This window comes from Donghicola mangrovi, assembly GCF_013377535.1.
Taxonomy (GTDB): domain Bacteria; phylum Pseudomonadota; class Alphaproteobacteria; order Rhodobacterales; family Rhodobacteraceae; genus Donghicola; species Donghicola mangrovi.
In genome coordinates this window covers 125,767-149,234 of sequence record NZ_JABCJE010000007.1, presented here as the reverse complement: position 1 = coordinate 149,234, position 23,468 = coordinate 125,767, and the positions used below count along the sequence as shown (strand labels likewise).

Annotated in this window: 19 protein-coding genes; 15 read left to right on the top strand and 4 right to left on the bottom strand. The window is 62.0% G+C overall.

Annotation, left to right across the window (positions count from 1 at the left end; translation table 11 throughout):
* Nucleotides 1-27 precede the first annotated feature (27 nt).
* Both HJ536_RS14625 and HJ536_RS14620 read left to right on the top strand, forming a co-directional pair.
* The gene (locus HJ536_RS14625) at nucleotides 28-978 is read left to right on the top strand and encodes a diacylglycerol/lipid kinase family protein (protein WP_177158269.1); all 951 of its coding nucleotides are present in this window, start codon (nucleotides 28-30) and stop codon (nucleotides 976-978) included.
* A complete protein-coding gene (locus tag HJ536_RS14620) occupies nucleotides 975-1,769 on the top strand; it encodes a metallophosphoesterase family protein (protein WP_177158268.1) in 795 nt (264 codons plus the stop codon). Before HJ536_RS14625 ends, HJ536_RS14620 begins: the two co-directional genes overlap by 4 nt.
* A 231-nt stretch (nucleotides 1,770-2,000) precedes the next feature.
* Here HJ536_RS14620 and HJ536_RS14615 read toward each other — a convergent pair whose 3' ends face one another.
* A complete protein-coding gene (locus HJ536_RS14615; protein ID WP_176855510.1) occupies nucleotides 2,001-2,240 on the bottom strand; it encodes a hypothetical protein in 240 nt (79 codons plus the stop codon).
* 60 nt (nucleotides 2,241-2,300) lie between these two features.
* Between HJ536_RS14615 and HJ536_RS14610 the strand changes: the two genes are divergently transcribed.
* Both HJ536_RS14610 and HJ536_RS14605 read left to right on the top strand, forming a co-directional pair.
* Nucleotides 2,301-2,840 (top strand): sigma-70 family RNA polymerase sigma factor, encoded by a 540-nt coding sequence (locus tag HJ536_RS14610; RefSeq protein WP_176855509.1) that lies wholly within the window; start codon nucleotides 2,301-2,303, stop codon nucleotides 2,838-2,840.
* Nucleotides 2,827-3,423, top strand: coding sequence for a hypothetical protein (locus HJ536_RS14605; RefSeq protein WP_177158267.1), 597 nt, complete (start codon nucleotides 2,827-2,829; stop codon nucleotides 3,421-3,423). The genes HJ536_RS14610 and HJ536_RS14605 overlap by 14 nt, the downstream gene beginning before the upstream one ends.
* A 29-nt stretch (nucleotides 3,424-3,452) precedes the next feature.
* Here the strand turns inward: HJ536_RS14605 and HJ536_RS14600 are convergent, their stop codons facing one another.
* From HJ536_RS14600 to HJ536_RS14590, 3 genes are all read right to left on the bottom strand, one after another.
* Nucleotides 3,453-4,184: a proteasome-type protease gene (locus HJ536_RS14600; RefSeq protein ID WP_176855507.1), complete on the bottom strand. Its 732-nt coding sequence runs from the start codon at nucleotides 4,182-4,184 to the stop codon at nucleotides 3,453-3,455.
* 69 nt (nucleotides 4,185-4,253) lie between these two features.
* A complete protein-coding gene (locus HJ536_RS14595; RefSeq protein WP_177158266.1) occupies nucleotides 4,254-5,270 on the bottom strand; it encodes an alpha-E domain-containing protein in 1,017 nt (338 codons plus the stop codon).
* A complete protein-coding gene (locus tag HJ536_RS14590) occupies nucleotides 5,270-6,673 on the bottom strand; it encodes a circularly permuted type 2 ATP-grasp protein (protein ID WP_177158289.1) in 1,404 nt (467 codons plus the stop codon). Before HJ536_RS14590 ends, HJ536_RS14595 begins: the two co-directional genes overlap by 1 nt.
* 133 nt (nucleotides 6,674-6,806) lie before the next feature.
* Here HJ536_RS14590 and HJ536_RS14585 point away from each other — a divergent pair, with 133 nt between their 5' ends.
* The 11 genes from HJ536_RS14585 (at nucleotide 6,807) to HJ536_RS14535 (ending at nucleotide 23,444) form a co-directional block, all read left to right on the top strand.
* On the top strand, nucleotides 6,807-10,145 hold the full coding sequence (locus HJ536_RS14585; protein ID WP_177158265.1) for a transglutaminase family protein: 3,339 nt from the start codon (nucleotides 6,807-6,809) through the stop codon (nucleotides 10,143-10,145).
* A 137-nt stretch (nucleotides 10,146-10,282) separates the two neighbouring features.
* Nucleotides 10,283-10,876 carry an ANTAR domain-containing response regulator gene (locus HJ536_RS14580; protein ID WP_176855504.1) on the top strand — a complete coding sequence of 198 codons (594 nt, stop codon included), beginning with the start codon at nucleotides 10,283-10,285 and terminating at the stop codon, nucleotides 10,874-10,876.
* On the top strand, nucleotides 10,873-12,048 hold the full coding sequence (locus HJ536_RS14575; RefSeq protein ID WP_177158264.1) for a CmpA/NrtA family ABC transporter substrate-binding protein: 1,176 nt from the start codon (nucleotides 10,873-10,875) through the stop codon (nucleotides 12,046-12,048). Before HJ536_RS14580 ends, HJ536_RS14575 begins: the two co-directional genes overlap by 4 nt.
* Nucleotides 12,049-12,318: 270 nt before the next feature.
* Entirely contained in the window at nucleotides 12,319-13,686 is a 1,368-nt protein-coding gene (locus tag HJ536_RS14570; protein WP_177158263.1) for a CmpA/NrtA family ABC transporter substrate-binding protein, read from the top strand.
* A gap of 85 nt (nucleotides 13,687-13,771) precedes the next feature.
* Nucleotides 13,772-14,854: an ABC transporter permease gene (locus HJ536_RS14565; protein ID WP_176855501.1), complete on the top strand. Its 1,083-nt coding sequence runs from the start codon at nucleotides 13,772-13,774 to the stop codon at nucleotides 14,852-14,854.
* 5 nt (nucleotides 14,855-14,859) lie between these two features.
* Nucleotides 14,860-16,539: an ABC transporter ATP-binding protein gene (locus HJ536_RS14560; protein WP_177158262.1), complete on the top strand. Its 1,680-nt coding sequence runs from the start codon at nucleotides 14,860-14,862 to the stop codon at nucleotides 16,537-16,539.
* 3 nt (nucleotides 16,540-16,542) lie between these two features.
* Nucleotides 16,543-17,016: a globin domain-containing protein gene (locus tag HJ536_RS14555; protein ID WP_177158261.1), complete on the top strand. Its 474-nt coding sequence runs from the start codon at nucleotides 16,543-16,545 to the stop codon at nucleotides 17,014-17,016.
* Nucleotides 17,016-19,454, top strand: coding sequence for a nitrite reductase large subunit NirB (nirB, locus tag HJ536_RS14550; RefSeq protein ID WP_177158260.1), 2,439 nt, complete (start codon nucleotides 17,016-17,018; stop codon nucleotides 19,452-19,454). The genes HJ536_RS14555 and nirB overlap by 1 nt, the downstream gene beginning before the upstream one ends.
* The gene (gene nirD / locus HJ536_RS14545) at nucleotides 19,451-19,780 is read left to right on the top strand and encodes a nitrite reductase small subunit NirD (RefSeq protein WP_177158259.1); all 330 of its coding nucleotides are present in this window, start codon (nucleotides 19,451-19,453) and stop codon (nucleotides 19,778-19,780) included. The genes nirB and nirD overlap by 4 nt, the downstream gene beginning before the upstream one ends.
* Entirely contained in the window at nucleotides 19,780-22,458 is a 2,679-nt protein-coding gene (locus HJ536_RS14540; protein ID WP_177158258.1) for a nitrate reductase, read from the top strand. Before nirD ends, HJ536_RS14540 begins: the two co-directional genes overlap by 1 nt.
* Nucleotides 22,455-23,444, top strand: coding sequence for a glycosyl transferase family protein (locus tag HJ536_RS14535; RefSeq protein ID WP_177158257.1), 990 nt, complete (start codon nucleotides 22,455-22,457; stop codon nucleotides 23,442-23,444). Before HJ536_RS14540 ends, HJ536_RS14535 begins: the two co-directional genes overlap by 4 nt.
* The last annotated feature ends 24 nt before the right edge of the window (nucleotides 23,445-23,468 follow it).

Here is a 23,468-nt window from a genome sequence, read left to right as displayed (position 1 = left end):
TTTTTTGCTTCAGGTTCCAAAATGAACATGACCGCAGTCCAAGAATTTCAGAAAACCCATACCGCTGCTTCTGTAGGTGGGGACGTTTGTGTCGTTCTCAACCCGCGTTCGGGGAAAAAGGACACCAAGCCCGAAACTCCCGACCTGTGCGGCATGATCCAGCAGTCCCTTGGCGGCAATTGCGAGATCAAGCAGGTGTCGCGCGATGCCTCTCCGACGCAGCTGGCCAATCAGGCGATCAAAGAGGGCTATTCGACCGTCATCGCCGCCGGTGGCGACGGCACAATTGCCGGTGTCGCAACCGCCCTGATGGAGACCGACGTGGTGATGGGCGTTCTGCCCATGGGCACCTTCAACTATTTCTCGCGGGGGCTCGGCCTGCCCGAAACCATCCCCGAGGCTGTGTCCGCGCTGGGGCAATCCTCGGTCCAGACGATGCATATCGGCGACATCAACGGACGCATTTTCCTGAATAACGCGAGCCTCGGGATCTATCCGACCATCCTGCGAGAACGGGAGTCCCTGTATAAAAAGTGGGGCCGCAACCGGATCACCGCCTATTGGTCGGTGCTGCTGGGGCTTGCGGGGCTGAAGCGCCCCTATCACCTGAAAATCACCGTCGATGGCGAGACCTTTGAAAAGAAGACCGCCCTGGCATTCGTGGCGAACAGCGCCTACCAGCTCGAGGCCTTTAGCCTCGAGGGGGCCGAGGCCGTGCGCGACGGAGAGCTCGCGCTGTACCTGACCAACGCCACCCGTTGGGGCGAGTTGGCCCGCCACTCCATGAACCTGATCCGCGGCGGCGCCATTCATGGCCGAGAGTTCCAACTGGTGACTGGCCAGACCATTACCATTGAGGCCGCGCGCAAAAACACGATGCTGATCGCCCGCGACGGCGAGAAAGAGCGTATGACCGCCCCCTTCAAATTTACCCTGCGCCGCAATGCCTTGAACGTACTGGTGCCTGATCCGGCATGACCACCCTTTACCACATCTCTGACCTGCACTTCGGGCGGGACCGCCCCGAACTGATCCCCCCGCTGCTCGAGGAACTGCAAAAGGCGGATATCGTCTCGGTGTCCGGCGACCTGACCCAGCGGGCGCGATCCGCGCAGTTTCTGGCAGCGCGGACGTTTCTGGACGGGATCACGGCGCCAACGCTGGTGGTGCCGGGGAACCATGACATTCCCCTGCATAACCCCCTGCGCAGGTTTCTGACCCCCTACCGCAACTACAAACGCTACATCACGCGGGACATGACCCCCGAAATCAGCGCCCCCGATATGACCGTCACCGGCATCAACACCGTTGCGCCTTGGTACTGGCAGCGGGGCAGCATCTCGTCCTCTCAGGTCAGCCGTTTGTGTCGGCGCATTCCGCAGATGCAGGGGCTGAAGATATTGGTGGCCCATCACCCCTTTGATCAGGACGACAGCAGCGACAAAGCCCGCATGAAGGGCGCGACCAAGGCGATGGGCAAGCTGGCCCATGCCGGTCTGGACATGGTGCTAACGGGGCACCTGCACCGCTGGCGATCAGAGCCCTTTGCGGCACGGCACGGGGGGCGGCAGGTCATTCATATCCACGTGGGCACCGGTCTTTCGACGCGCCTGCGCAACGAACAGAACGATTTCGCCATCATCCGCACCGAAGGGGATCAGGTCGAAATCACACGCATGACCGAAGATGGCGGCAAGTTTAACCCCGCCCTGACCCGCGTATTCCGCAGATCAGAGCGGGGCTGGCAAAGCGCTGACCAGAGCGGCTGAGTAATGGTCAGTGGCGGAGACCTGCTTTGCACTCTTGGGGAGGAATTTCAGTCGCTATGGTATGAGGACGTCCGCGCCCCCAATCAAGTTTCACGTGGCAACGAAAAATGTGAAACCTCTTATGACGAATCAAAAAGAGGCGCATCCGCGCCTCTGTCTGTTTCGGTATTTTGCACGGGTCAAAGGGTGGCTAAACTTTGGGATAAGTCACCCATGACCCGATGGTTGCGGTCAGCCCATACTTGCGACAGCGTCCTGACGGCTTTGACCCAGCCGGTACACGACCACCAGCGAGACCAGCGTCGAGACCAGCGTCGCGGCCAGAACCAAGAGCAAAATTCCGACAAGACCCTGAAAACCTACTACAATTCCGTACACAACAAGCACTGACAACGGCACATGGATACCCACAAATGCCACTGCCATCAGCTGGAAGGTGACCTTGTCCATCCCCTGAAGAAGTGATTGCATTACAGACGTCTCCCTTGCTGTTATGCACCTAATCGATCCCACCAGAAGGTAGCCCGATAGATGATAGATCAAGTGTCTCATGAAATCTCTCGGATGGCTACGGGAGAACGCGCGGCCCTTGATCGTGTCTATCGGATGACCTCGGGAAAGGTGTTCGCGATTTTGTTACGAATTCTTCGCGACCGGGCTGACGCAGAAGACGCGTTGCAGAACGTATACGTGAAAGCATGGCGTGGAGCGCCCCGATTTGACCCGTCCCGTAGCGGCGAGGCGTGGATCGCGACCATTGCTAGAAACGTAGCCATTGACCATCTGCGCAGTGCGCGCAGGCATGTACCGGATAGTGATGAGATGGATCAGATTGCAGACCCCAGCCAGACGTCGAGCGACCAATGGCAAATGAGAAAAGATCTGCTACACTGTCTGGAAACCCTGCCCGCCGAACAGGCGCGCGCTGTGGTACAGGTGTATCTTCAGGGGCTCTCCTATCAGGAGGTCGCGGACATCCTCGGGTCCCCGCTGAATACGGTCCGAACGTGGTTACGTCGAAGTTTGTTAAAACTCCGCTCCTGTCTGGGAGGTGACGATGTTACTGAGTGAAGAACGACAGATATTGGCCGCAGAGCTGGCCATGGGCCTGCTCGAAGGCCCCGACGAAACGCGGGCGGAACGCCTGAGGCGCGAGGACCGCGCTTTTGACGATGCCGTCTGGTGGTGGGAGGAAACCCTCTCTGGTGCCATCTCGCAAATTCCGGCGGCTTCGGCCCCGCCGCAGGCGCTGGCTGGCATCCAGACCGCTCTCTTCGGCAAAGAGGTCAAGACCGCCCAAGGCAAGCTGAAGTGGAAGCCGATTGTCGGCGGCATTGTCGGCGTCAAGGCCGTGCTGCTGTCGGCCTATTTGCTGTCCCGTGCGCTGAACACCGAAACCTATGTGGTCGAAACCCGCTATGGCGAGGCAACGGTGACATGGAACACCCGCGCCGGCACCCTGCAGGTCAAGAGCAGCGGCGACACCACGCTGCATCTGTGGAAGCAGACCGCGGATGGCTTCAACTATCTGGGGGCCGCCGGAGCGCGGATCACCGCGGCCATCGCGGCGGGCGACGTGATCATCCTGTCCGCAGACGGTCCGCTGGCCAAAGTCCCCGAACCCGTGGGCCGCGCCACCCTGACCGACGAATAAACAAAGGGGGCCGAGAGGCCCCCAACGTTTTAGTTCCAGAGCGCGTCCATCTCGTCGAACGCATCCCGCAGGGCCTGACTCCAACCCTTGGACAATGCGTCGAACTGGGGATCGTCCGCCTCGATCCGGCGCTGGTCCGAGATCGAGAATTCGTCCGTCCGTAGAACCGTCAGATCCAGCGGCATCCCCACCGACAGGTTCGACCGCAGGGTCGAGTCCATCGACAGAAGCGCCGCCGTAACCGCCGTTTTCAGCGGAGTCTCGCGGGTGATCACGCGGTCGATGATCGGCTTGCCGTATTTATGCTCGCCAATCTGGAAATAGGGGCTGTCCTCGGTCGCTTCGATGAAGTTGCCCGCAGCGTAAACGTGGAACAGACGCGGACGTCCGCCCGCGCGCTGACCGGCCACGATGATCGACGCCAGAGAGCTTTCGCCCATCTGCGCCAAGGCCGAACCGTGACGCTGTTGGATCGCACGCATCGCATCGCCCACGATTTCGGCCACGCGAAACATCGATTGGGCCGACAGCAGGGTCTCGATCCCAGGCTGCGGGTTGTCGATGTTTTCCTGCAGCAGACCGACCACCGCCTGAGTGATGGCCAGGTTGCCCGCACTCATCAGGACAATAGAGCGATCCCCGGGGACCTCCCAGGTGAAGCTTTTGCGGAACTTGGAGATATTATCCAAGCCAGCGTTGGTGCGCGTATCGGACAGACACACGATACCTTCGTTCAGCAGCATCGCCAGACAGTAGGTCACAACAAATCCTCCAGAGGATACCAAGCCCCCCAAATATCCGCGCCGCCCATGCAAAACAAGGGGGCACTTCTACTGGGTGCAGGTCTCCAATTTGCTGCTATCCTCTACTTCCTCGTCGGCGGCGTCCCGATCCACCTGCGAGAAGAAGCCGTAGCTTTCCCCTAGGGCATTCGCGAGCTTGTTGGTTTCCATGATCATGTCGGTCAGCCACTCGTGCAGGCCAAAGTCGATGATGTCATGGGCATCGGCCACACGCAGACGATCGCGGATTTCACGGGCATGGTCGGCCACAGCGCGCTGAGCCTTGGTATGAACGCCGATATTGTCGATGTTGTCGCAGATCGCCTCGTAGGTATAACGCAGCGAGCGCGGCGACTGGCTGTTCACCACCAGCAGGTCCACGACGCGGGGCGCACTGACCTGTTCGCGGTACACATGGCGGAACGCCCGCAGCGCGTTCGCCGCCCGCAGGATCTGTTGCCATTGCAGCAAGTCCAGACCAGCGCCGACCTCGTCGGTTTTGGGCAGCAGCACGTGGTACTTCACGTCCAGCATACGGGCAGTCGCATCCGCGCGCTCAATGTGTTTGCCCAGTTCGATGAACCACAGACGCTCGTCCCGCAGCAGGGTCGCGTTGATCGCGCCGCGGAAATGGAAGCTGGCCCCCAGAACGCTTTCGATAAAGTCGGCGTAGCGGCGTTCGTCCACTGCCTTCATGTCCAGCTTGCGCAGCTCGGACCACGTGCCGTTGATGGCGGTCCAGACCTCGGACGTGACGGCGCCGCGCATGGCACGGGCGTTTTCACGGGCCGCAGCAAAGCACGACAGGATGCTCGACGAGTTTTCGGGATCGAACGCCAGATGGAAGGTCGCGCTGTCGCGATCCGCCTCGTCCAGACGCTCTTCGCCAAAGGTCTCGCGGCAGCCGGCGGCGATGATGATCGACGGCCATTCGGTGTTGCCCGCAGCCTCGGCGCCCGGCAGCCCTTCGATGCGGCGGCCGGCGTCCAGCAGACGAGCGTTGTTTTCGGCGCGCTCCACATAGCGCGACATCCAGTACAAACCTTGTGCGGTACGGCTCAGCATCACAGACGCTCCCCTCGCAGAACCCACGTATCCTTGACCCCGCCGCCTTGGCTGGAGTTCACCACAAGCGATCCCTCGCGCAGCGCCACACGGGTCAGGCCGCCGGGGATCAAGTCAGTCTTGCCTTTGCCCGAAATTACAAAGGGACGCAGGTCCACGTGACGGGGGGCGAGCCCCTCGTTCACCAGCGACGGGACGGTGGACAGAGCCAGCGTCGGCTGCGCGATGTAGTTCGCCGGATTCTTGCGGATCAGTTCCGCGAATTTGGCGATCTCTTCCTTGGTGGATTTGGGGCCGATCAGCATGCCGTAGCCGCCCGATCCATGCACCTCTTTGACGACCAGCTCGGGCAGGTTGTCCATGACGTATTTGAATTCGGATTCGTCCGCGCACTGCCATGTTTCGACGTTCGGCAGGATCGGCTCTTCGCCCAGGAAGAAGCGGATCATCTCGGGGACATAGACATAGGTTGCCTTGTCGTCCGCCACGCCTGCGCCGGGGGCGTTCACGATGGTCACGCCGCCCGCCTTGTAGGCGCGCATCAGGCCGGGAACCCCCAGCATGCTGTCCTCGCGGAAGGCTTCGGGATCAAGGAACGCGTCGTCAATCCGGCGGTACAGGACGTGAATGCGTTCCGGCCCGCGAATGGTGCGCATGAACAGCATGTCGTTCTCGACGAACAGGTCCTGCCCTTCGACCAGTTCGATGCCCATAATGTCGGCAAGGAAGCTGTGCTCGAAATAGGCCGAGTTGAAATGGCCCGGTGTCAGGATCGCCAGCGTGGGACGCCCGTCACAATCATCGGGGGCCACAGACTGCATCGCGGCAGCCAGCATGTCGCCGTAATGGTCCACGGGGCGAATCTGCCCGCTGCGGAACATGCCCGGCATAATCCGCTGCATCACTTCGCGGTTTTGAAGAACATAGGAAATGCCCGACGGCGTGCGGCAGTTGTCTTCCAGCACGTTGAATTCATCGGGACCGGTGCGGACCAGATCCACCCCGATAATATGCGAGAAAATCTCTCCGACAGGTTTGATGCCTTGCATGATGGGTTCATAGGCGGGGTTGCCCTCGACCAGACGGGCGGGGATTTTACCGGCCTTGATGAACTCGCGCTTGCCGTAAACGTCGTTCAAAAACGCGTTCAGGGCGCGGGCGCGCTGGATCGAGCCGCGCTCGATGACATCCCATTCCTTGGCGCAAAAAACGCGCGGCATCAGATCAAAAGGAATTAACCGCTCGGGATCACCACCCTCGCCGTAAACTGCAAACGTAATACCGTTTCTTCTGAACAGACCTTCGGCCTCGCTCTGGCGCTGGCGCAATTCATCCGAAGAGGTTTCTTCGGCCCAGCGAGCGACATCCGCATATGCAGGCTTAATTCCTGCGCGGTCTTTCATTTCGTCGTAATAGGCGACCACTCAACCCCCCGTTTATTCTGGCTATCTTGATAAGAGTGGTGCAGGTTTGCGGTCGGACATCAAGCGCCCCTTAATAGATTTTGCTCACTAAACGCACGGACCGCCTAAAAATATGACAATTACTGTCTCGCTCCGACACCGCACGACCTATCAGTATGACAAGTTGGTCGGCCTTGGGGCCCATATTGTCCGTCTGAGGCCCGCGCCTCATACGCGGACCCCGATCAAGAGTTATGACCTGCAAATTACGCCCGCAGATCACTTTATGAACTGGCAGCAGGACGCGTTCGCAAACTGGCAGGCGCGTCTGGCATTTCCGGAAAAAGCCAAAGAACTCAGTGTCACAGTGACTTTGGTCGCTGAAATGGTGGCGATTAACCCGTTCGATTTCTTCCTTGATGAGACTGCGACCGAGGTTCCCTTTGATTACGGCCGCGACCTGACTGTCGATCTGGCGCCCTATCTGGCGCAGGTCGATCAAGCGAATGATTCGGCCGAGCATCGCGCCGCTTTCGAGCAAGTCATGAAGGACGCACCCCAGCCCGAGGGTGTAACAATTGATTGGTTGGTTTCGCTAAACAGTTACCTGCAGCAGGCCATCGCCTACACCGTGCGGATGGAGCCCGGTGTCCAGACCCCCGGTGAAACGATCACCAAGGCTTTGGGCTCCTGCCGCGACAGCGCGTGGCTGATGGTGGCCATGCTGCGCCGGTTCGGTTTCGCCGCACGATTCGTGTCGGGCTACCTGATCCAGCTGGCCGCCGACCTGAAAGCCGTGGACGGCCCCTCGGGCCCCGAAGAGGATTTCACCGACCTGCACGCCTGGTGCGAAGTCTACCTGCCCGGCGCAGGCTGGGTCGGTCTGGACCCGACTTCGGGTCTGTTCGCAGGCGAAGGCCACATCCCGCTGGCCTGCACCCCCTCGCCGTCGTCGGCCGCTCCGATCAGCGGCGCCCACGAACCCGCCGAGGTCAGCTTTGACTTCGAGATGTCGGTCACCCGCATCGCCGAGCCCCCGCGCATCACCCGCCCCCTGACCCCGACCCAATGGTCCGAGATCGACCGCGCGGGCAACGTGGTGGACGCCAAGCTGGCCAAGAATGACGTGCGCCTCACCATGGGCGGCGAGCCGACCTTTGTCGCCGAGATGAACCGCGACGCCGAGGAATGGACCGTCGGCGCCGTTGGCCCGACCAAGCGCGACTATGCTGACCGCCTGATCCGCCGCCTTCGCGACCGTTTCGCCCCCGGTGGGGTGCTGCACCACGGTCAGGGCAAATGGTACCCCGGTGAACCCCTGCCCCGCTGGTCGTTCTCGTTGATCTGGCGCGGGGATGGCGCGCCAATCTGGTCGGATGTGAACCTGATCTCGGAAGAGAAGCAGACGAATGCCGACCACGCCTCGGCGGCCCGCTTTATGGCGGCCCTGACCAATTCGCTGGACGTGGACCCCGAGGCAGCGATGCCCGCCTACGAAGACCCGCTCGAGTTCATGGAGATGGAGCACAAGCTGCCCGCCGACCTGACCCCCGCCGACAACCGGCTGGAAAATCCGGTGGACCGTCAGCGTTTGGCCCGCGTGTTCGACCGCGGCTTCAAGGACCCCGTTGCCTACGTTCTGCCCCTGCAACTGGCTCAGGCCGAGGACAAGCGCAAGAAGCGCCGCTTCCGCTGGCACGCGACCCGTTGGACCATGCGCCGTGGGCAAATCTTCCTGATCCCCGGTGACAGCCCCGCGGGCTTCCGTTTGCCGCTGAACTCGCTGAATGCGTACCCGGCCGCGGATTTCCCGATGTACCGCGATCCGATGACCCAGCCCCGCGATTTGGACCCCGAGACCGAGGCAGATCTGGACAAGCAGTCCATCGACACGATCCGCCAGATGCGCCTGCGCAGCCAGCAGGACTGGGTGGGTTCGGGCTCGCTAATTTCCAGCCCCGGCAATTTCTCTCGCACTGCGCTGTCGGTCGAACCCCGTGATGGCAAGCTGACGGTATTCCTGCCGCCGACCGCCTCGGGCGAGGCTTATATCGACCTGATCGAAGCCATCGAAGAGGCCGCAGCCGCCAGCGGTGAAACCGTCCGCATCGAGGGCTACGAGCCCCCGCACGACCCGCGCCTGAACGTGATTAAGGTCACTCCTGACCCCGGCGTGATCGAGGTGAACATTCACCCCGCCCACAACTGGGGCCAGCTATGCCAGATCACCGAGGCCCTCTACGAAGAGGCCCGCCAGTGCGGTCTGGATTCGACCACCTTCCAGATCGACGGTCGCCCCGTTGGTTCGGGCGGCGGCAACCACATCGTTGTGGGTGGCAACACCCCCGAAGACAGCCCCTTCTTGCGCCGTCCCGATGTGCTGGGGTCCATCGTCCGCTATTGGCAGAACCACCCGTCGCTGTCCTATCTGTTCTCGGGGCTGTTCATCGGGCCGACCTCTCAGGCGCCGCGTCTGGACGAGGCACGGCACGATTCGCTCTATGAGATGGAGATCGCGCTCAAGGAACTGGACCGTCTGGGCCAGAACCCGCCCCTGTGGCTGGTGGACCGCCTGTTCCGCAACCTGCTTGTGGACAGCACAGGCAACACCCACCGCGCCGAGATCTGCATCGACAAGATGTACTCGCCCGATGGCCCCACCGGCCGCTTGGGTCTGGTCGAGTTCCGCGGGTTCGAGATGCCGCCCCATTGGCAGATGAGCATGGCGCAGGCCCTGATCATCCGCGGCCTGATCGCGTGGTTCTGGGAAGAGCCCTATCGCGGCTCGCTGAAACCGATGGGCACGCATCTGCATGACAGCTACCTGCTGCCGACACCCTTGTGGGAGGATTTCCAGACCGTTCTCAACGATCTGTCCCGCGCCCACGGCGTGCCCTTCGATATCGAATGGTACAAGGCGCAGCTGAACTTCCGCTTCCCCGTGGCGGGTGTGTCTCAGGTCGGCGATGCCACCCTGACCGTCCGCAATGCCATCGAGCCTTGGCTGGTCTTGGGCGAAGAGGGCATCCCCGGCGGCACCGCCCGCTATGTGGACAGCTCGGTCGAGCGGATCGAGGTCCAGCTCGAGAACTTTGACGCGGGCCGCTATCAGCTGCTGTGTAACGGCGTGGTGGTTCCGGTGAAAAAGATGGCCGATGGATCGCATATCGCGGGCATCCGGTTCCGGTCGTGGCAGCCGTGGAAGGCTCTGCACCCGACCATTCCGGCCCACGGGCCCCTGCGTCTGGTTATCTACGATCCGTTCAGCGGCGTGTCTGTGGGCGGTGCGACCTATCACACCTATCACCCCGGAGGGCGGTCCCATGACTTCCGCCCGATCAACGCGCTCGAGGCCGAAGGCCGCCGTATGGCGCGCTTCTTCCCGGGGGCGGACCTGTGGCCGGGCCAGACACCGCAATACTTGGGGACCCATCCGGATTTCCCGATGACACTGGACCTGCGGCGCCTCTGAACGCTGCCTTTTGCACAAAAAACAGTCAGCCCGCCGAAAGATACTGTTTCGGCGGGCTTTTCCATACAGTCTCGTTTGTCAAAGCGCCCGAAAAACAGGCACTACACTGACAACTGCCACCCAGAGTGCGATTGCCCATGCCGCCGGAAGCGACCCCTTTATCCATTGTGCTGGTTGAACCGGACAAGGACCGCGCCATCCAGATCATCGACAGCCTTCAGGCTGCCGGTCACTACGACATTCGCGTCATCGCCCAAAGCACGGGTCTGGCGCGCGCTGTCACCTCCTTTAACCCCGATGTGGTGCTGGTCGATCTGGCGAACCCCTCGCGCGATATCATCGAGGAGCTGTCGCTGGCATCCTCGCCGCTAGAGCGCCCTGTGGCGATGTTCGTGGACCAGTCCGACGACGCCATGACCAAGGCCGCGATCGAGGCGGGCGTCTCCGCCTATGTGGTGGATGGCCTGCGCGCTGACCGCGTGAAGCCCATTCTGGACGCCGCCATCACCCGTTTCCACATGTTCCAGCGCGTCCGCAAGGAACTGGAGACCACCAAGCGCGCGCTCGAGGAACGCAAGATCATCGACCGCGCCAAGGGCCTCTTGATGAAGGCCCGCGGGATCGACGAAGAGGCCGCCTATAGCCTGCTGCGCAAAACCGCGATGGACCAGAACAAGCGCGTGGTCGATGTGGCCTCGGCGCTGGTGACGGCAGCGGGGTTGCTGGGATGAGAACATCGGAACTGACCCTGGGCTTTGTCCCCCTGCTGGATTCGGCGCCTTTGTTAATGGCGCAGGAAATGGGTTTCGCCGCCCAAGAAGGGCTGGACCTGAAATTCGAACGCGCTCCATCGTGGTCGAGCCTGCGGGATATGGTTGTGTTCGGCCGCGTCGATGCGGCCCACATGTTGGCGCCTGTGCCTGTGGCCATGGCGCTGGGACTGGGTGGGGCGCCTGCCCCGCTTCATGCAGCGATGGTGACTTCGGTGAACGGCAACGTCATCGGCGTAAGCCGCGCGCTGGCAGACCGGATGCGCGGCAACGGCGCCGCACTCGACTTCCACGATGCCACCGCGACCGGCCACGCCATGATGAAGTCCGCCGGGGATCGCCTGCGGATCGGCGTGCCGTTCCCGTTCTCGATGCATGCGGAGCTGCTGTATTACTGGCTTGGCGCACTGGGCTATTCCGCGCCCCAAGGGATCGACATCCGCACTGTCCCGCCGCCGCTGATGGCCGATGCCGTTGCGGCGGGCGAGATTGACGCCTTCTGCGTCGGGGAACCTTGGGGGTCTATTGCGGTGAACCGTGGCTACGGCGAATTGATTCTGCCGACCGCCGCGATCTGGAACTTTGCCCCCGAGAAAATTCTGGCGATGCGCAGCGATTGGCTGGCACAGCGCCCTGATTTGGCCAACCGCCTGATCCGCGCGGTCTGGCGCGCCTGCCGCTGGCTGTCCGATCCGGCCAGCCACGTCACCGCCACCGAGATACTGAGCCGCAAAGATGTGCTGAACGTCCCCTCCGAGGTGATCGACCGCACTCTGGCCGGTCAGCTGATCGTCAACCAGAACGGCGACGAACGCTCTTTCCCGAACTTTATCGAGTTCAACAAAGGGGCGGCGAACTTCCCGTGGCGTTCTCAGGCCGCTTGGATTGCACAGCGGATGGCAGGCCGCCTTGGGCTGGACAAATCCGAAGCCATGAGCGCCGCCCGCACGGTTTATCGCACGGACATCTATCGCAGCGCGCTGGCGCAAACCTCGGCCGAATTGCCCGGCGCCTCGCAAAAGGTCGAAGGGGGAATCGAGTTCCGCCAACCCGCCGCCAGCGCCAAGGGCACCCTGATGCTAGAGCGTGACCGTTTCTTTGATGGCGCGGTTTTTGACCCCTCTGCCCTCTAACGCCTGCGTTTTGTGCACTTGCAGCGAAAATTCAACTTTCTCGGGAACAAAACAAAGATTTTCGGAACTTTCGCCTTTTAGACTCGCCTAGCCAAAGGCAGTATCGATGCAGATGCAGCAAAGACGCTACATCTAGCTGATTTCTCCCAAAGATTGGGAAAATAAAGAGCAAAGCCGCTCGACCCGTCGCGATCCTCCCTTCGCGATGCGTGTCAGCGGCTTTTTGCGTTTTTGTCGATTGAACGGCACAACCAACAGAGGAAGTAAAGAATGAAGAAATTCGTGATGGCCCTCGCAGCGACCACCGCCCTGACCGGCGCGGCATATGCGGCGCCTCTGGAACTCGAGAAAGACGAAGTGAAATTCGGCTTTATCAAGCTGACTGACATGGCGCCCCTCGCTGTTGCATACGAACAGGGCTACTTCCTTGACGAAGGTCTGTTCGTGACCCTCGAGGCGCAGGCGAACTGGAAGGTTCTGCTGGACGGCGTCATCGACGGCAAACTGGACGGCGCGCACATGCTGGCCGGTCAGCCTCTGGCGGCGACCATCGGCTTCGGCACCGAAGCGCACATCGTGACCCCCTTCTCGATGGACCTGAACGGCAACGGCATCACCGTTTCCAACGAAATCTGGGACCAGATGAAGCCGAACATCCCCGTTGGTGCAGACGGCAAGCCCCAGCACCCCATCAGCGCGTCGGCTCTGAAGCCCGTCGTTGAAAAGTACAAGTCCGAAGGCAAGCCCTTCAACATGGGCATGGTGTTCCCCGTTTCGACCCACAACTACGAACTGCGCTACTGGCTGGCAGCAGGCGGACTGGAGCCCGGTTTCTACAGCCCCGACAACATCACCGGCCAGATCGGTGCAGACGTTCTGCTGTCCGTAACCCCTCCGCCGCAGATGCCCGCGACCCTCGAGGCCGGCACCATCTATGGTTACTGCGTGGGTGAGCCCTGGAACCAGCAGGCCGTGTTCAAAGGCATCGGCGTTCCGGTCGTCACCGACTACGAACTGTGGAAGAACAACCCCGAGAAGGTGTTCGGCATGACCGCCGAGTTCACCGAACAGTACCCCAACACCACTCTGGCGATCACCAAAGCGCTGATCCGCGCCGCGATGTGGCTGGACGAGAACGACAACGCCAACCGCCCCGAAGCCGTGGAAATCCTGTCGCGTCCCGAATACGTTGGTGCTGACTACGACGTGATCGCGAACTCGATGACCGGCACCTTCGAATACGAAAAAGGTGACAAGCGCGACGTTCCCGACTTCAACGTGTTCTTCCGTTACAACGCAACCTACCCCTACTACTCGGACGCGGTCTGGTATCTGACCCAGATGCGCCGCTGGGGCCAGATCGCCGAAGCCAAGCCCGACAGCTGGTACGACGAAGTGGCAAAGTCGGTCTACAAGCCTGAAATCTATCTGGAAGCAGCCCGCCTGCTGGTCGACGAAGGTCTGGCAAACGAAGCCGACTTCCCCTGGGATAGCGACGGCTACAAGGCACCGACCCCTGCCGAAGACGTCATCGACGGCATCGGCTACGACGGCAAAGCGCCCAACGCATACCTCGAGAGCCTGCCGATCGGCCTGAAAGGCGACCAGAAGGTCGTCGGCACCGAGATCCAAGGCTAACTCCTGAAACTTCGGGGGGCGGCCTTCGCCCCCCGCTTTTCTCCCTTTACCTCCCCTACCTTCCGCAGCCGCAGGAGCCCCGCACATGACCATCGCCGATCCTGAGTTTGCAGCCGCACAGGCCCGCGAGGCCCGCCGCGCCAAACTCTTCACCCGCATCAACTCTGCCGACAAATGGCTCACCGTTCTGGGTCTGGGTTGGGTCACTCCGATCCTGCGCGCCGCTGCTGGCGACAACCCCAAAGGTCAGGCCAAGGAAATCTGGCGCCTTCTCGGGATGCCGGTGATCGCAATTCTCGCCTTCCTGATGCTGTGGGCCACTCTGGCGCCGCAGGTTCAAACCTCGCTGGGTGCCGTACCCGGTCCCGTCGCCGTCTGGGAAGAAGCCGTTAACCTGCACGCCGACGCGCAGGCCAAAGCCGCCAAGCAAGCCAAATTCGAGGCGCAAGTCGCCGCCCGCAACGAAAAACTGATCGCCGCCGGCCGCGCTGACGAGGTCAAAGTCGTCGCCTATACCGGTGCGCCGAGCTACTACCAGCAGATCTGGACCTCGATCAAAACCGTGTTCTTCGGCTTCTTGCTGGCGACCATTGTTGCTGTCCCGCTGGGGATCATGGCCGGTCTGTCGCCCTATGCGAACGCTGCGCTGAACCCGATCATCCAGATCTTCAAGCCCGTGTCGCCGCTAGCATGGCTGCCCATCGTGACCATGGTCGTGTCGGCAACCTACACCACCACCGACGGCTGGTTCGCCAAGTCCTTTCTGACCTCGGCCATCACCGTGACCCTGTGTTCGCTGTGGCCGACCCTGATCAACACCGCGCTTGGTGTGGCCTCGATCGACAAGGATCTGGTCAACGTGTCCAAGGTTCTGAAAATGAACACCTGGACCAAGATCACCAAGCTGGTTCTGCCCTCGTCGCTGCCCCTGATCTTCACCGGTCTGCGTCTGTCGCTCGGTGTGGGCTGGATGGTTCTGATCGCGGCCGAAATGCTGGCCCAGAACCCCGGTCTTGGCAAATTCGTATGGGACGAATTCCAGAACGGCTCTTCCAGCTCGCTCGCCCGCATCATGGTTGCTGTGTTCACCATCGGCATCATCGGCTTCGCCCTTGACCGTCTGATGTACGCGATCCAGGCCGCCTTTACCTTCTCGAACAACCGGTGATCCCTATGTCCGTCATCGAATTCAAGAATGTGACCAAAACCTTCGGACAGGGCCTCCATGCCCACACCGTCCTGAAGAATATCAACCTGACTGTCGAAGAGGGCGAGTTCCTCGTCCTCCTCGGCTTCTCCGGCACCGGCAAGACCACTCTGATCAACCTGATGGCGGGCATCGAGAAGCCCACCCGCGGCACCGTCACCTATCGCGGTCAGGAAATCGACGGCCCCGGCCCCGAGCGCGGCGTGATCTTCCAGAACTATTCGCTGATGCCTTGGCTGACCGTGCACGGCAACGTCATGCTGGCGCTGGACACTGTCTTCCCCAAGATGCCCAAGGCGGAAAAGGAAGCCAAAGTCGCCCATTACATCAAGATGGTGGGCCTGAGCCACGCCACCGCACGCCGCCCCGCCGAACTGTCTGGCGGTATGCGCCAGCGTGTGAACGTGGCCCGCGCTCTGGCAATGAACCCCGATGTTCTGCTGCTGGACGAGCCCCTGTCGGCACTGGACGCCCTGACCCGCGCCAATCTGGGTGACGAAATCGAGGCGATCTGGAACGAAGACCAGAAAACCTGTGTTCTGATCACCAACGACGTGGACGAAGCCATCCTGCTGGCCGACCGCATCATCCCGCTGAACCCCGATGGAACGCTGGGTGACGCCTTCAAGGTGGACATCCCCCGTCCCCGTGACCGCGTCGCCATGAACCACGACGAGGATTTCAAGCGCCTGCGGATGGAGGTCACCAACTACCTCATGGACGTCGGCATCGAAGCCCGCGTCGAAGGCACCCGCCAGCTGCCCAACGTGACCCCGATCCACGGTATCCCCGCCGCCGTCAAAGACGCGCAGCAGGGCATGATCGAAGAGCGTTTCCTCGACTTCTCGCAGCTGCACAAAATCTACCCGACCCCCAAGGGCCCGCTGACCGTCGTCGAAAACTTTGACCTCAAGGTGAACCGCGGCGAATTCATCAGCCTGATCGGCCACTCGGGTTGCGGCAAATCCACCGTTCTGACCATGGCCGCCGGCCTGAACAGCATCTCCAAGGGTGCGATCAAGCTGGACGGTCGCCACGTCGAGGGCGCAGACCCCGAGCGTGCGGTTGTGTTCCAGTCGCCCAACCTGTTCCCGTGGCTGACCGCCAAGGAAAACGTGGCGATCGGTGTGGACAAGGTCTACCCCCGCGCCAGCCAGGCCGAGCGTCAGGATGTGGTCGAATACTACCTCGAGCGCGTTGGCCTTGGCGATGCGATGGACCGTGAGGCATCCTCGATGTCGAACGGGATGAAACAGCGCGTCGGTATCGCCCGCGCCTTCGCCCTGTCGCCCAAGCTGCTGCTGTTGGATGAGCCCTTTGGTATGCTCGACAGCTTGACCCGCTGGGAACTGCAAGAAGTGCTGATGGAAGTCTGGTCGCGCACCAAGGTTACCGCGATCTGCGTCACCCACGACGTGGACGAGGCGATCCTGCTGGCGGACCGCGTTGTCATGATGACCAACGGCCCGCAGGCCACCATCGGCAAGATCGTGAACGTCGATCTGCCCCGTCCCCGCACCCGCAAGGCCCTGCTAGAGCACCCGGACTACTACACCTACCGTCAGGAGGTCCTCGACTTCCTCGAGGAGTACGAGCACGGCGCCAAGCCCAAGGCCAAAGCCCAGAAAGCAATCGCGGCAGAGTAATTGATGACCCCGTTCGCCATCAGCCTGATCGAAGAAACCTTCGCCAAGATCGAGCCTCAGAAGGACGCCTTTGCGAAGCACTTCTACGAAGACCTGTTCGCCACAGCGCCCGAAACCCGTCCCTATTTCGACGGTAAGGACATGGACGAACAAGGCGCCAAGCTGATGGCGGCGATCACCTCTGTGGTGGAAGGCCTGAGCGACATCGAAAGCCTGATCCCCAAGGCCGAAGAGATCGCGCAGAAGCACGTCGCGTACGGCGTCCAGCCCGGTGATTACGACACCTTCGGGGCGTCCTTGATGCGGACCTTGGCCCGCACTCTGGAAGCAGATTTCCACCAAGAGGCCGAGATGGCCTGGGACGAATTATACAACCTGTTGGCCACGGTCATGAAATTCGCGGCCTACGACGTTGGCGGTCGCGGTTTCAAACCCACACGGCCTGCTGGACAGAAACCCTTTTGGAAGTTTTGGTGATGACACAAAAACTTGTTGTGATCGGCGCCGGGATGGCCTCTGGCCGCGCGCTCGAGCACCTCTTCGAGGCGGGGGCGGACTGGGATGTGACCCTGTTCAACGCCGAGCCTCGGGGCAACTACAACCGGATCATGCTGTCTCCCGTTCTGTCGGGCGAGAAGACCTATCAGGAAATCGTCACCCATGACGAAGCCTGGTACCAAGAGCGCGGCGTTGACACCCGTTTCGGCACCCGCGTGACCGAAGTGGACCGCGCGGCCAAGATTGTGCGCGGCAGCGATGGCAGCGAGATCGCTTATGACAAGCTGCTATTCGCGACCGGCTCGAACCCGTTCATCATCCCGATGCCCGGCCACGATCTGGAAGGCGTGATTGCCTACCGCGACCTCGAGGACACCGAGCGCATGATGAACATGCCCGCCGGGTCCAAAGTGGTCGTGATCGGTGGCGGCCTGCTCGGTCTGGAAGCGGCGGCCGGCATGGCGGCCCGCGGCGTCGAAGTCACCGTGGTGCACATCATGGGTCACCTGATGGAGCGCCAGTTGGACGAGCCCGCAGGGTACCTCTTGCGCCGCGCCCTGATGGACAAGGGCATCACCGTCAAGTGCAAGGCCAACTCCAAGGAAATTCTGGGTCAGGACGGCAAAGTCCGCGCCCTGCTCTTGGATGACGGCACCGAACTGCCCTGTGACCTGCTGGTCATGGCGGTCGGCATCCGCCCGAACACCAAACTGGGGGCCGATTGCGGTCTGGCGGTTGGTCGTGGCATCCACGTGGATGACCAGATGGTGACCTCTGACCCCGATGTGCTGGCGGTCGGCGAATGCGTCGAACACAACGGCGCGGTCTTTGGTCTGGTGGCGCCTCTCTATGACCAAGCCAAGGTTGTCGCCAAAACCCTGATGGGCGAAGAAGCGGCCTTCCAGCCCCGTGAAATCTCGACCAAGCTGAAGGTCACCGGCTGCGATCTGTTCAGCGCCGGCGACTTTGCCGAAGGGAACGGCCGCGAGGACATCGTATTCCGCGACCCGGCCCGCGGCGTCTACAAGCGCGTTGTGATCAAGGACAACAAGATCATCGGCGCCGTGATGTATGGCGACACTGCCGACGGCAACTGGTTCTACGGCATGATGAAAGACGGCACCGATATCTCGGATATGCGGGAGACGTTGATCTTTGGTCCGGCCTACCAAGGGGGCGCCTCTGTGGACCCTATGGCGGCCGTTGCAGCCTTACCGGCTGACGCAGAAATCTGCGGCTGCAACGGCATTTGTAAAGGTCAGATCGTTGACGCAATCAATGCGGGGGCCCACGACTTGGCGGGCATCCGCGCCACGACCAAGGCCAGCGCGTCCTGCGGGACCTGCACCGGATTGGTCGAACAGGTTCTGGCGGTGACTTTGGGCGACGAGTTTGTCATGCCCTCTGTCCAATCGGTGTGTGGCTGCACCGACCTCAGCCACGAGGACGTCCGCCGCCTGATCAAATCGCAGGAACTGAAGTCCCAGCAGGCCGTCTGGCAGGAACTGGGTTGGAAAACCGTGAACGGCTGCCACGTCTGCCGTCCGGCGATCAACTATTACCTGCTGGCCGATTGGCCGGTGGAATATCAGGATGACCCGCAGTCGCGTTTTGTGAACGAACGCAACCACGCGAACATCCAGAAAGACGGCACCTATTCGGTTGTGCCGCGCATGTGGGGCGGGATCACCACCCCTGACGAGCTGCGCGCCATCGCCGACGCCGCCGAGAAGTACAACGCCAAGACCGTCAAGGTGACCGGCGGCCAGCGCATCGACCTGCTTGGGATCAAGAAAGAGGACCTGCCCGGCATCTGGTACGATCTGAACCAGGCGGGCATGGTCTCGGGCCACGCCTATTCCAAGGGTCTACGCACGGTGAAAACCTGTGTGGGCACGGATCACTGCCGCTTTGGCACACAGGATTCGACCGGTCTGGGGATCAAGCTGGAAAAGGCGCTGTGGGGGTCGTGGACTCCGCACAAGGTCAAGCTCGCGGTCTCTGGCTGCCCCCGCAACTGCGCTGAGGCGACTTGCAAGGACGTTGGCATCATCTGCGTGGATTCGGGCTACGAGGTCAGCGTCGCTGGGGCGGCAGGCATGGACGTCAAGGAAACCGAATTCCTTGCCAAAGTGCCGACCGAAGCCGAAGCGCTGGAACTGACCTGCGCCTTCATCCAGATTTACCGCGAGAACGCCAAGTATCTGGACCGCGCCTACAAATGGGTCGCCAAAGTCGGCCTCGATTGGGTCAAGGAACAGGTCGTTGATGATCTGGCCAACCGCAAGGCGCTGGCCGAACGGTTTGAGCTGTCCCAATCCATCTACCGCAAGGATCCGTGGGCGGATCTAGCCGCGCCTCAACAGGCCGAGCGTTTCGCCCCCGTCGCAGATTTCACCCTGGAGGCTGCAGAATGAGCTGGACCGACATCGCCGCACTGGAAGACATCCCCGTGCGCGGCGCACGGATCGTGAAAACCCACGCGGGCTGCATCGCGGTGTTCCGTACCGATGACGACGAGGTCTTCGCGACCTCGGACCGCTGCCCCCACAAGGGCGGCCCCCTGTCCGAGGGCATCGTCCACGGCAAGTCCGTGACCTGCCCTCTGCACAACTGGGTGTTCAGTCTGGAAACCGGCGAGGCTCAGGGCGCTGACGAAGGTCAGATCGCCACCTACCCCGCCCGCGTCGAGAATGGCCGCGTTCTCATGGATCTAAGCGAAATCAACAAGGTAGCAGCATAATGGATGGTGCAGATCTTCCCCGCTCCGTATCCCGCCGTTCCGGCCCCATGGCAGCTGGCGCGACGGTCTGTACCACTTGTCCCTATTGCGGCACCGGTTGCGGCGTGCTGGCCACGCCCGACGTATCCGGCGGCCTAAGTGTCAAGGGTGACCCCAACCACCCCGCGAACCTTGGCCGCCTGTGCTCCAAGGGCTCTGCCCTTGGAGAAACAGTTGATCTGGACGGTCGCCTGCTGCAGCCCAAGCTGCATGGCAAAGATGTCCCATGGAACGACGCGCTGGATTTGGTGGCGCGCAAGTTTCAGGACGCGATCGACCGGTACGGGCCCGATTCCGTGGCCTTCTACGTCTCGGGTCAGCTGCTGACCGAGGATTACTATGTGGCCAACAAGTTGATGAAAGGATTCATCGGCTCGGCCAATATCGACACCAACTCGCGCCTGTGCATGGCCTCTACCGTGGCGGGCCACAAGCGGGCGTTCGGCACCGACACCGTCCCTGGCGTGTACGAAGATCTGGAGACCTGCGATCTGCTGGTTCTGGTCGGCTCGAACCTCGCGTGGTGCCACCCCGTGCTGTACCAGCGCGTCGCGGCCGCCAAGGCCGAGAACCCCAAGATGCGCGTGATCACCGTCGATCCGCGCCGGACGGCAACGTCCGACCTCAGCGATCTTCACTTGGCGTTGCAGCCGGGCACCGACGTGGCCCTGTTCAACTATCTGCTCGCGGAAATCGCTGAGCGTGGCGCAGTGGATCAGAGCTTTGTGGACAGCCATGTCGAGGGCTTCGACGATGCGCTCCAGTCCGCGATGGCGAACAATCCCGCTGTGACCGGCCTGTCTGCCGCGGACCTGAAGGCCTTTGCCGACATGTGGATCGGCACCGAGAAGGTTGTGACCGTGTTCAGCCAAGGCGTGAACCAGTCCTCCTCGGGCAGTGACAAGGTAAACGCGATCCTGAACTGCCACCTCGCCACCGGTCGCATTGGCCGCGAGGGGATGGGCCCGTTCAGCGTCACCGGTCAACCCAACGCCATGGGCGGGCGCGAGGTTGGCGGTTTGGCCAACATGCTGGCCTGCCACTTGGACATTGAGAACGCCGAGCACCGCCATGTGGTCCAGAACTTCTGGAACGCACCGCGGATGCCCGAAAAGGCAGGGCTGAAGGCCGTGGACATGTTCCGCGCCATGTCCGACGGCAAGATCAAGGCCCTGTGGGTCATGTGCACCAACCCCGCCGTGTCCCTGCCCGAAGCCGACGCCGTGGCCAACGCCATCCGCGACTGTGACTTCGTTGTCGTCAGCGACCTGACCGACCAAACCGACACCGCGAAACTGGCCGATCTGGTCCTGCCCGCCACCGGCTGGGGGGAAAAGGACGGCACCGTCACCAATTCGGACCGCACCATCAGCCGTCAGCGCGCGGTGCTGCCCGCGCCCGGATTGGCCCGCCACGATTGGGCGATCATCGCCGATGTGGGTCGCCGGATGGGATACGCCGAGGCGTTCGACTATGAAACCGGTGCCGAGATTTTCCGCGAATACGCTGCGCTGTCGGGGCTGGCTGCTGACATGGGGCGGGACTTTGACATTTCCGGCCTGAGCGACATTTCCGACGCCGAATACAACGCGATGAAACCCCAGCGCTGGCCCGTGACCTCGAAGGGTCCGACCGGCCGCATGTTCGGCGACGGCAAGTTCTTTACCCCCTCGGGCAAAGGGCGGATGCTGGCGCTGACCCACCGCGCGCCCTTGTCCCAACCGACCGCCGAATTGCCCTTCCGCCTGAACACCGGACGGGTGCGCGACCAGTGGCACACGATGACCCGCACGGGCAAATCGGCACGCCTTACGCAGCACATTGCCGAGCCTTTCGCCGAATTGCACCCCATGGACGCACAAAGGCTCGGCGTTTCGGATGCGGACCTGATCCAGCTGTCGAACCCCAATGGCGAGGCGATCCTGCGTGTTCTGATCACCGACCGAGCGCAGGCCGGATCAATCTTTGCGCCCATCCACTGGACCGGCCAGAACGCCCCCACGGGCCGCATCGACCGTCTGGTGACCGCTCATGTGGACCCCGTCTCGGGCCAGCCCGAGAGCAAAGCCAGCGTCACCGCCGCTGAGCGGTTCGACGCGACTTGGTACGGTTTCGCTGCCAGCTCCAAGGAATTCACGCCGAACGCAAGCTACTGGGCCTTGGGCCGCAGCAACTCTGGCTACCGCGCGGAATTGGCGGGCCTGCAGATCAAGGACGACTGGGAAGACTACGCCCGCGACCTGTTCGGCATGCCAAACGCCGAAGCCGTGGTGTTCGACGATCCGACCAAGGGCATCGCCCGCGTCGCCCTGATGGAAGAAGGCCGCGTTCAGGCTGTTCTGTTCGTCGCGCCGGACCCTGTTGCCCTGTCTCGCACCCATGTGATTTCGGAATTGGGCAAAGCTGGTCCAGAATTGTTGGCAGGTCGGCCCGGCGCCGACCAACCCGATCCGGGGGCCACGGTCTGCGCCTGCCTAAACGTGGGCATCAACACCATCCTCAACGCAATCACCGAGCAGGGCTTGACCTCGGTCGCTCAAATCGGTGAGGCACTCGGAGCGGGAACAAGCTGTGGCTCTTGTCGGCCAGAGCTGGCACAATTGTTGGCCAAACGTCCCGTTCCGGAGGCTGCTGAATGAACCAACTTGCTCCTTTCGTCCGCATTCTGGGCCGTGGCCCGGGGCGCAGTCGCAATCTGACCGCCGAAGAAGCGCAGGAGGCCATGGCCATCATCCTGCGCGGCGAATGCGCCCCCGAGGCGGTTGGCGGGTTGCTGATGCTGATGCGGTACAGAGGGGAAGAGCCTCAGGAGATTGAGGGGTTCGTGCGCGCCTTCCGCGCCACGCTGCCGGAATGGCAGGGTGACCGTCCGGCGCTGGACTGGCCGACCTATGCCGCGGGCCGCAGCCGCGGGTTGCCGTGGTTCCTGTTGTCCGCGCGGATCGTCGCGATGGCGGGCCATTCGGTGCTGCTGCACGGTTGGAACAGCTATCAGGCCGAGGGGGCGGACGTCCGCTCGGCGCTGCCGTTTGTGGGCATTCCGATGGCGGCCGATTATGCCGATGCGAACCGCCTGCTGGCCGAAGGGCAGATCGCCTATCTGCCGCTGGAAAACTTTGCGCCTCAGGCGCTGGCGCTGCTGAAGCTGCGCGATGTATTGGGCCTTCGGTCCTGCATTAACACCACCTGCCGCGTGATGAACCCTGCCGAAGCACCTGCTCAGGTCCAAGGCGTGTTCCACCCGCCCTATCTGACGCTTCAGGCCGAAGCATCCGCCCTGCTGGGGCAACCGCAACTGTCCGTCCTGAAGGGCGGCGGCGGCGAATTCGAACGCAACCCCGCAAAGCCGATTGCCTTGCACGGGCTGCGCGATGGTCAGCTGTGGAACGGGATGGCGAACCCCATTCTGGACGTCCACCAGCGCCTGTCCGAAACCGACACCCCGCACGAGGCCGAGTACCTGACCAAGTTCTGGGAGGGCACCCACCAAGACCCCTATGCTGAGGCGATCGTTCTGGGGACCGCCGCTGTCGCGCTGGAAACGGTCGGTGCCGCTGCTGACGGTCAGGGCCTTGCACTTGCACAAGACCTGTGGGCAAAACGGTCGGCAACCGTAACGGCCTGATATTTCGGGTTACAGGAGTAGTGC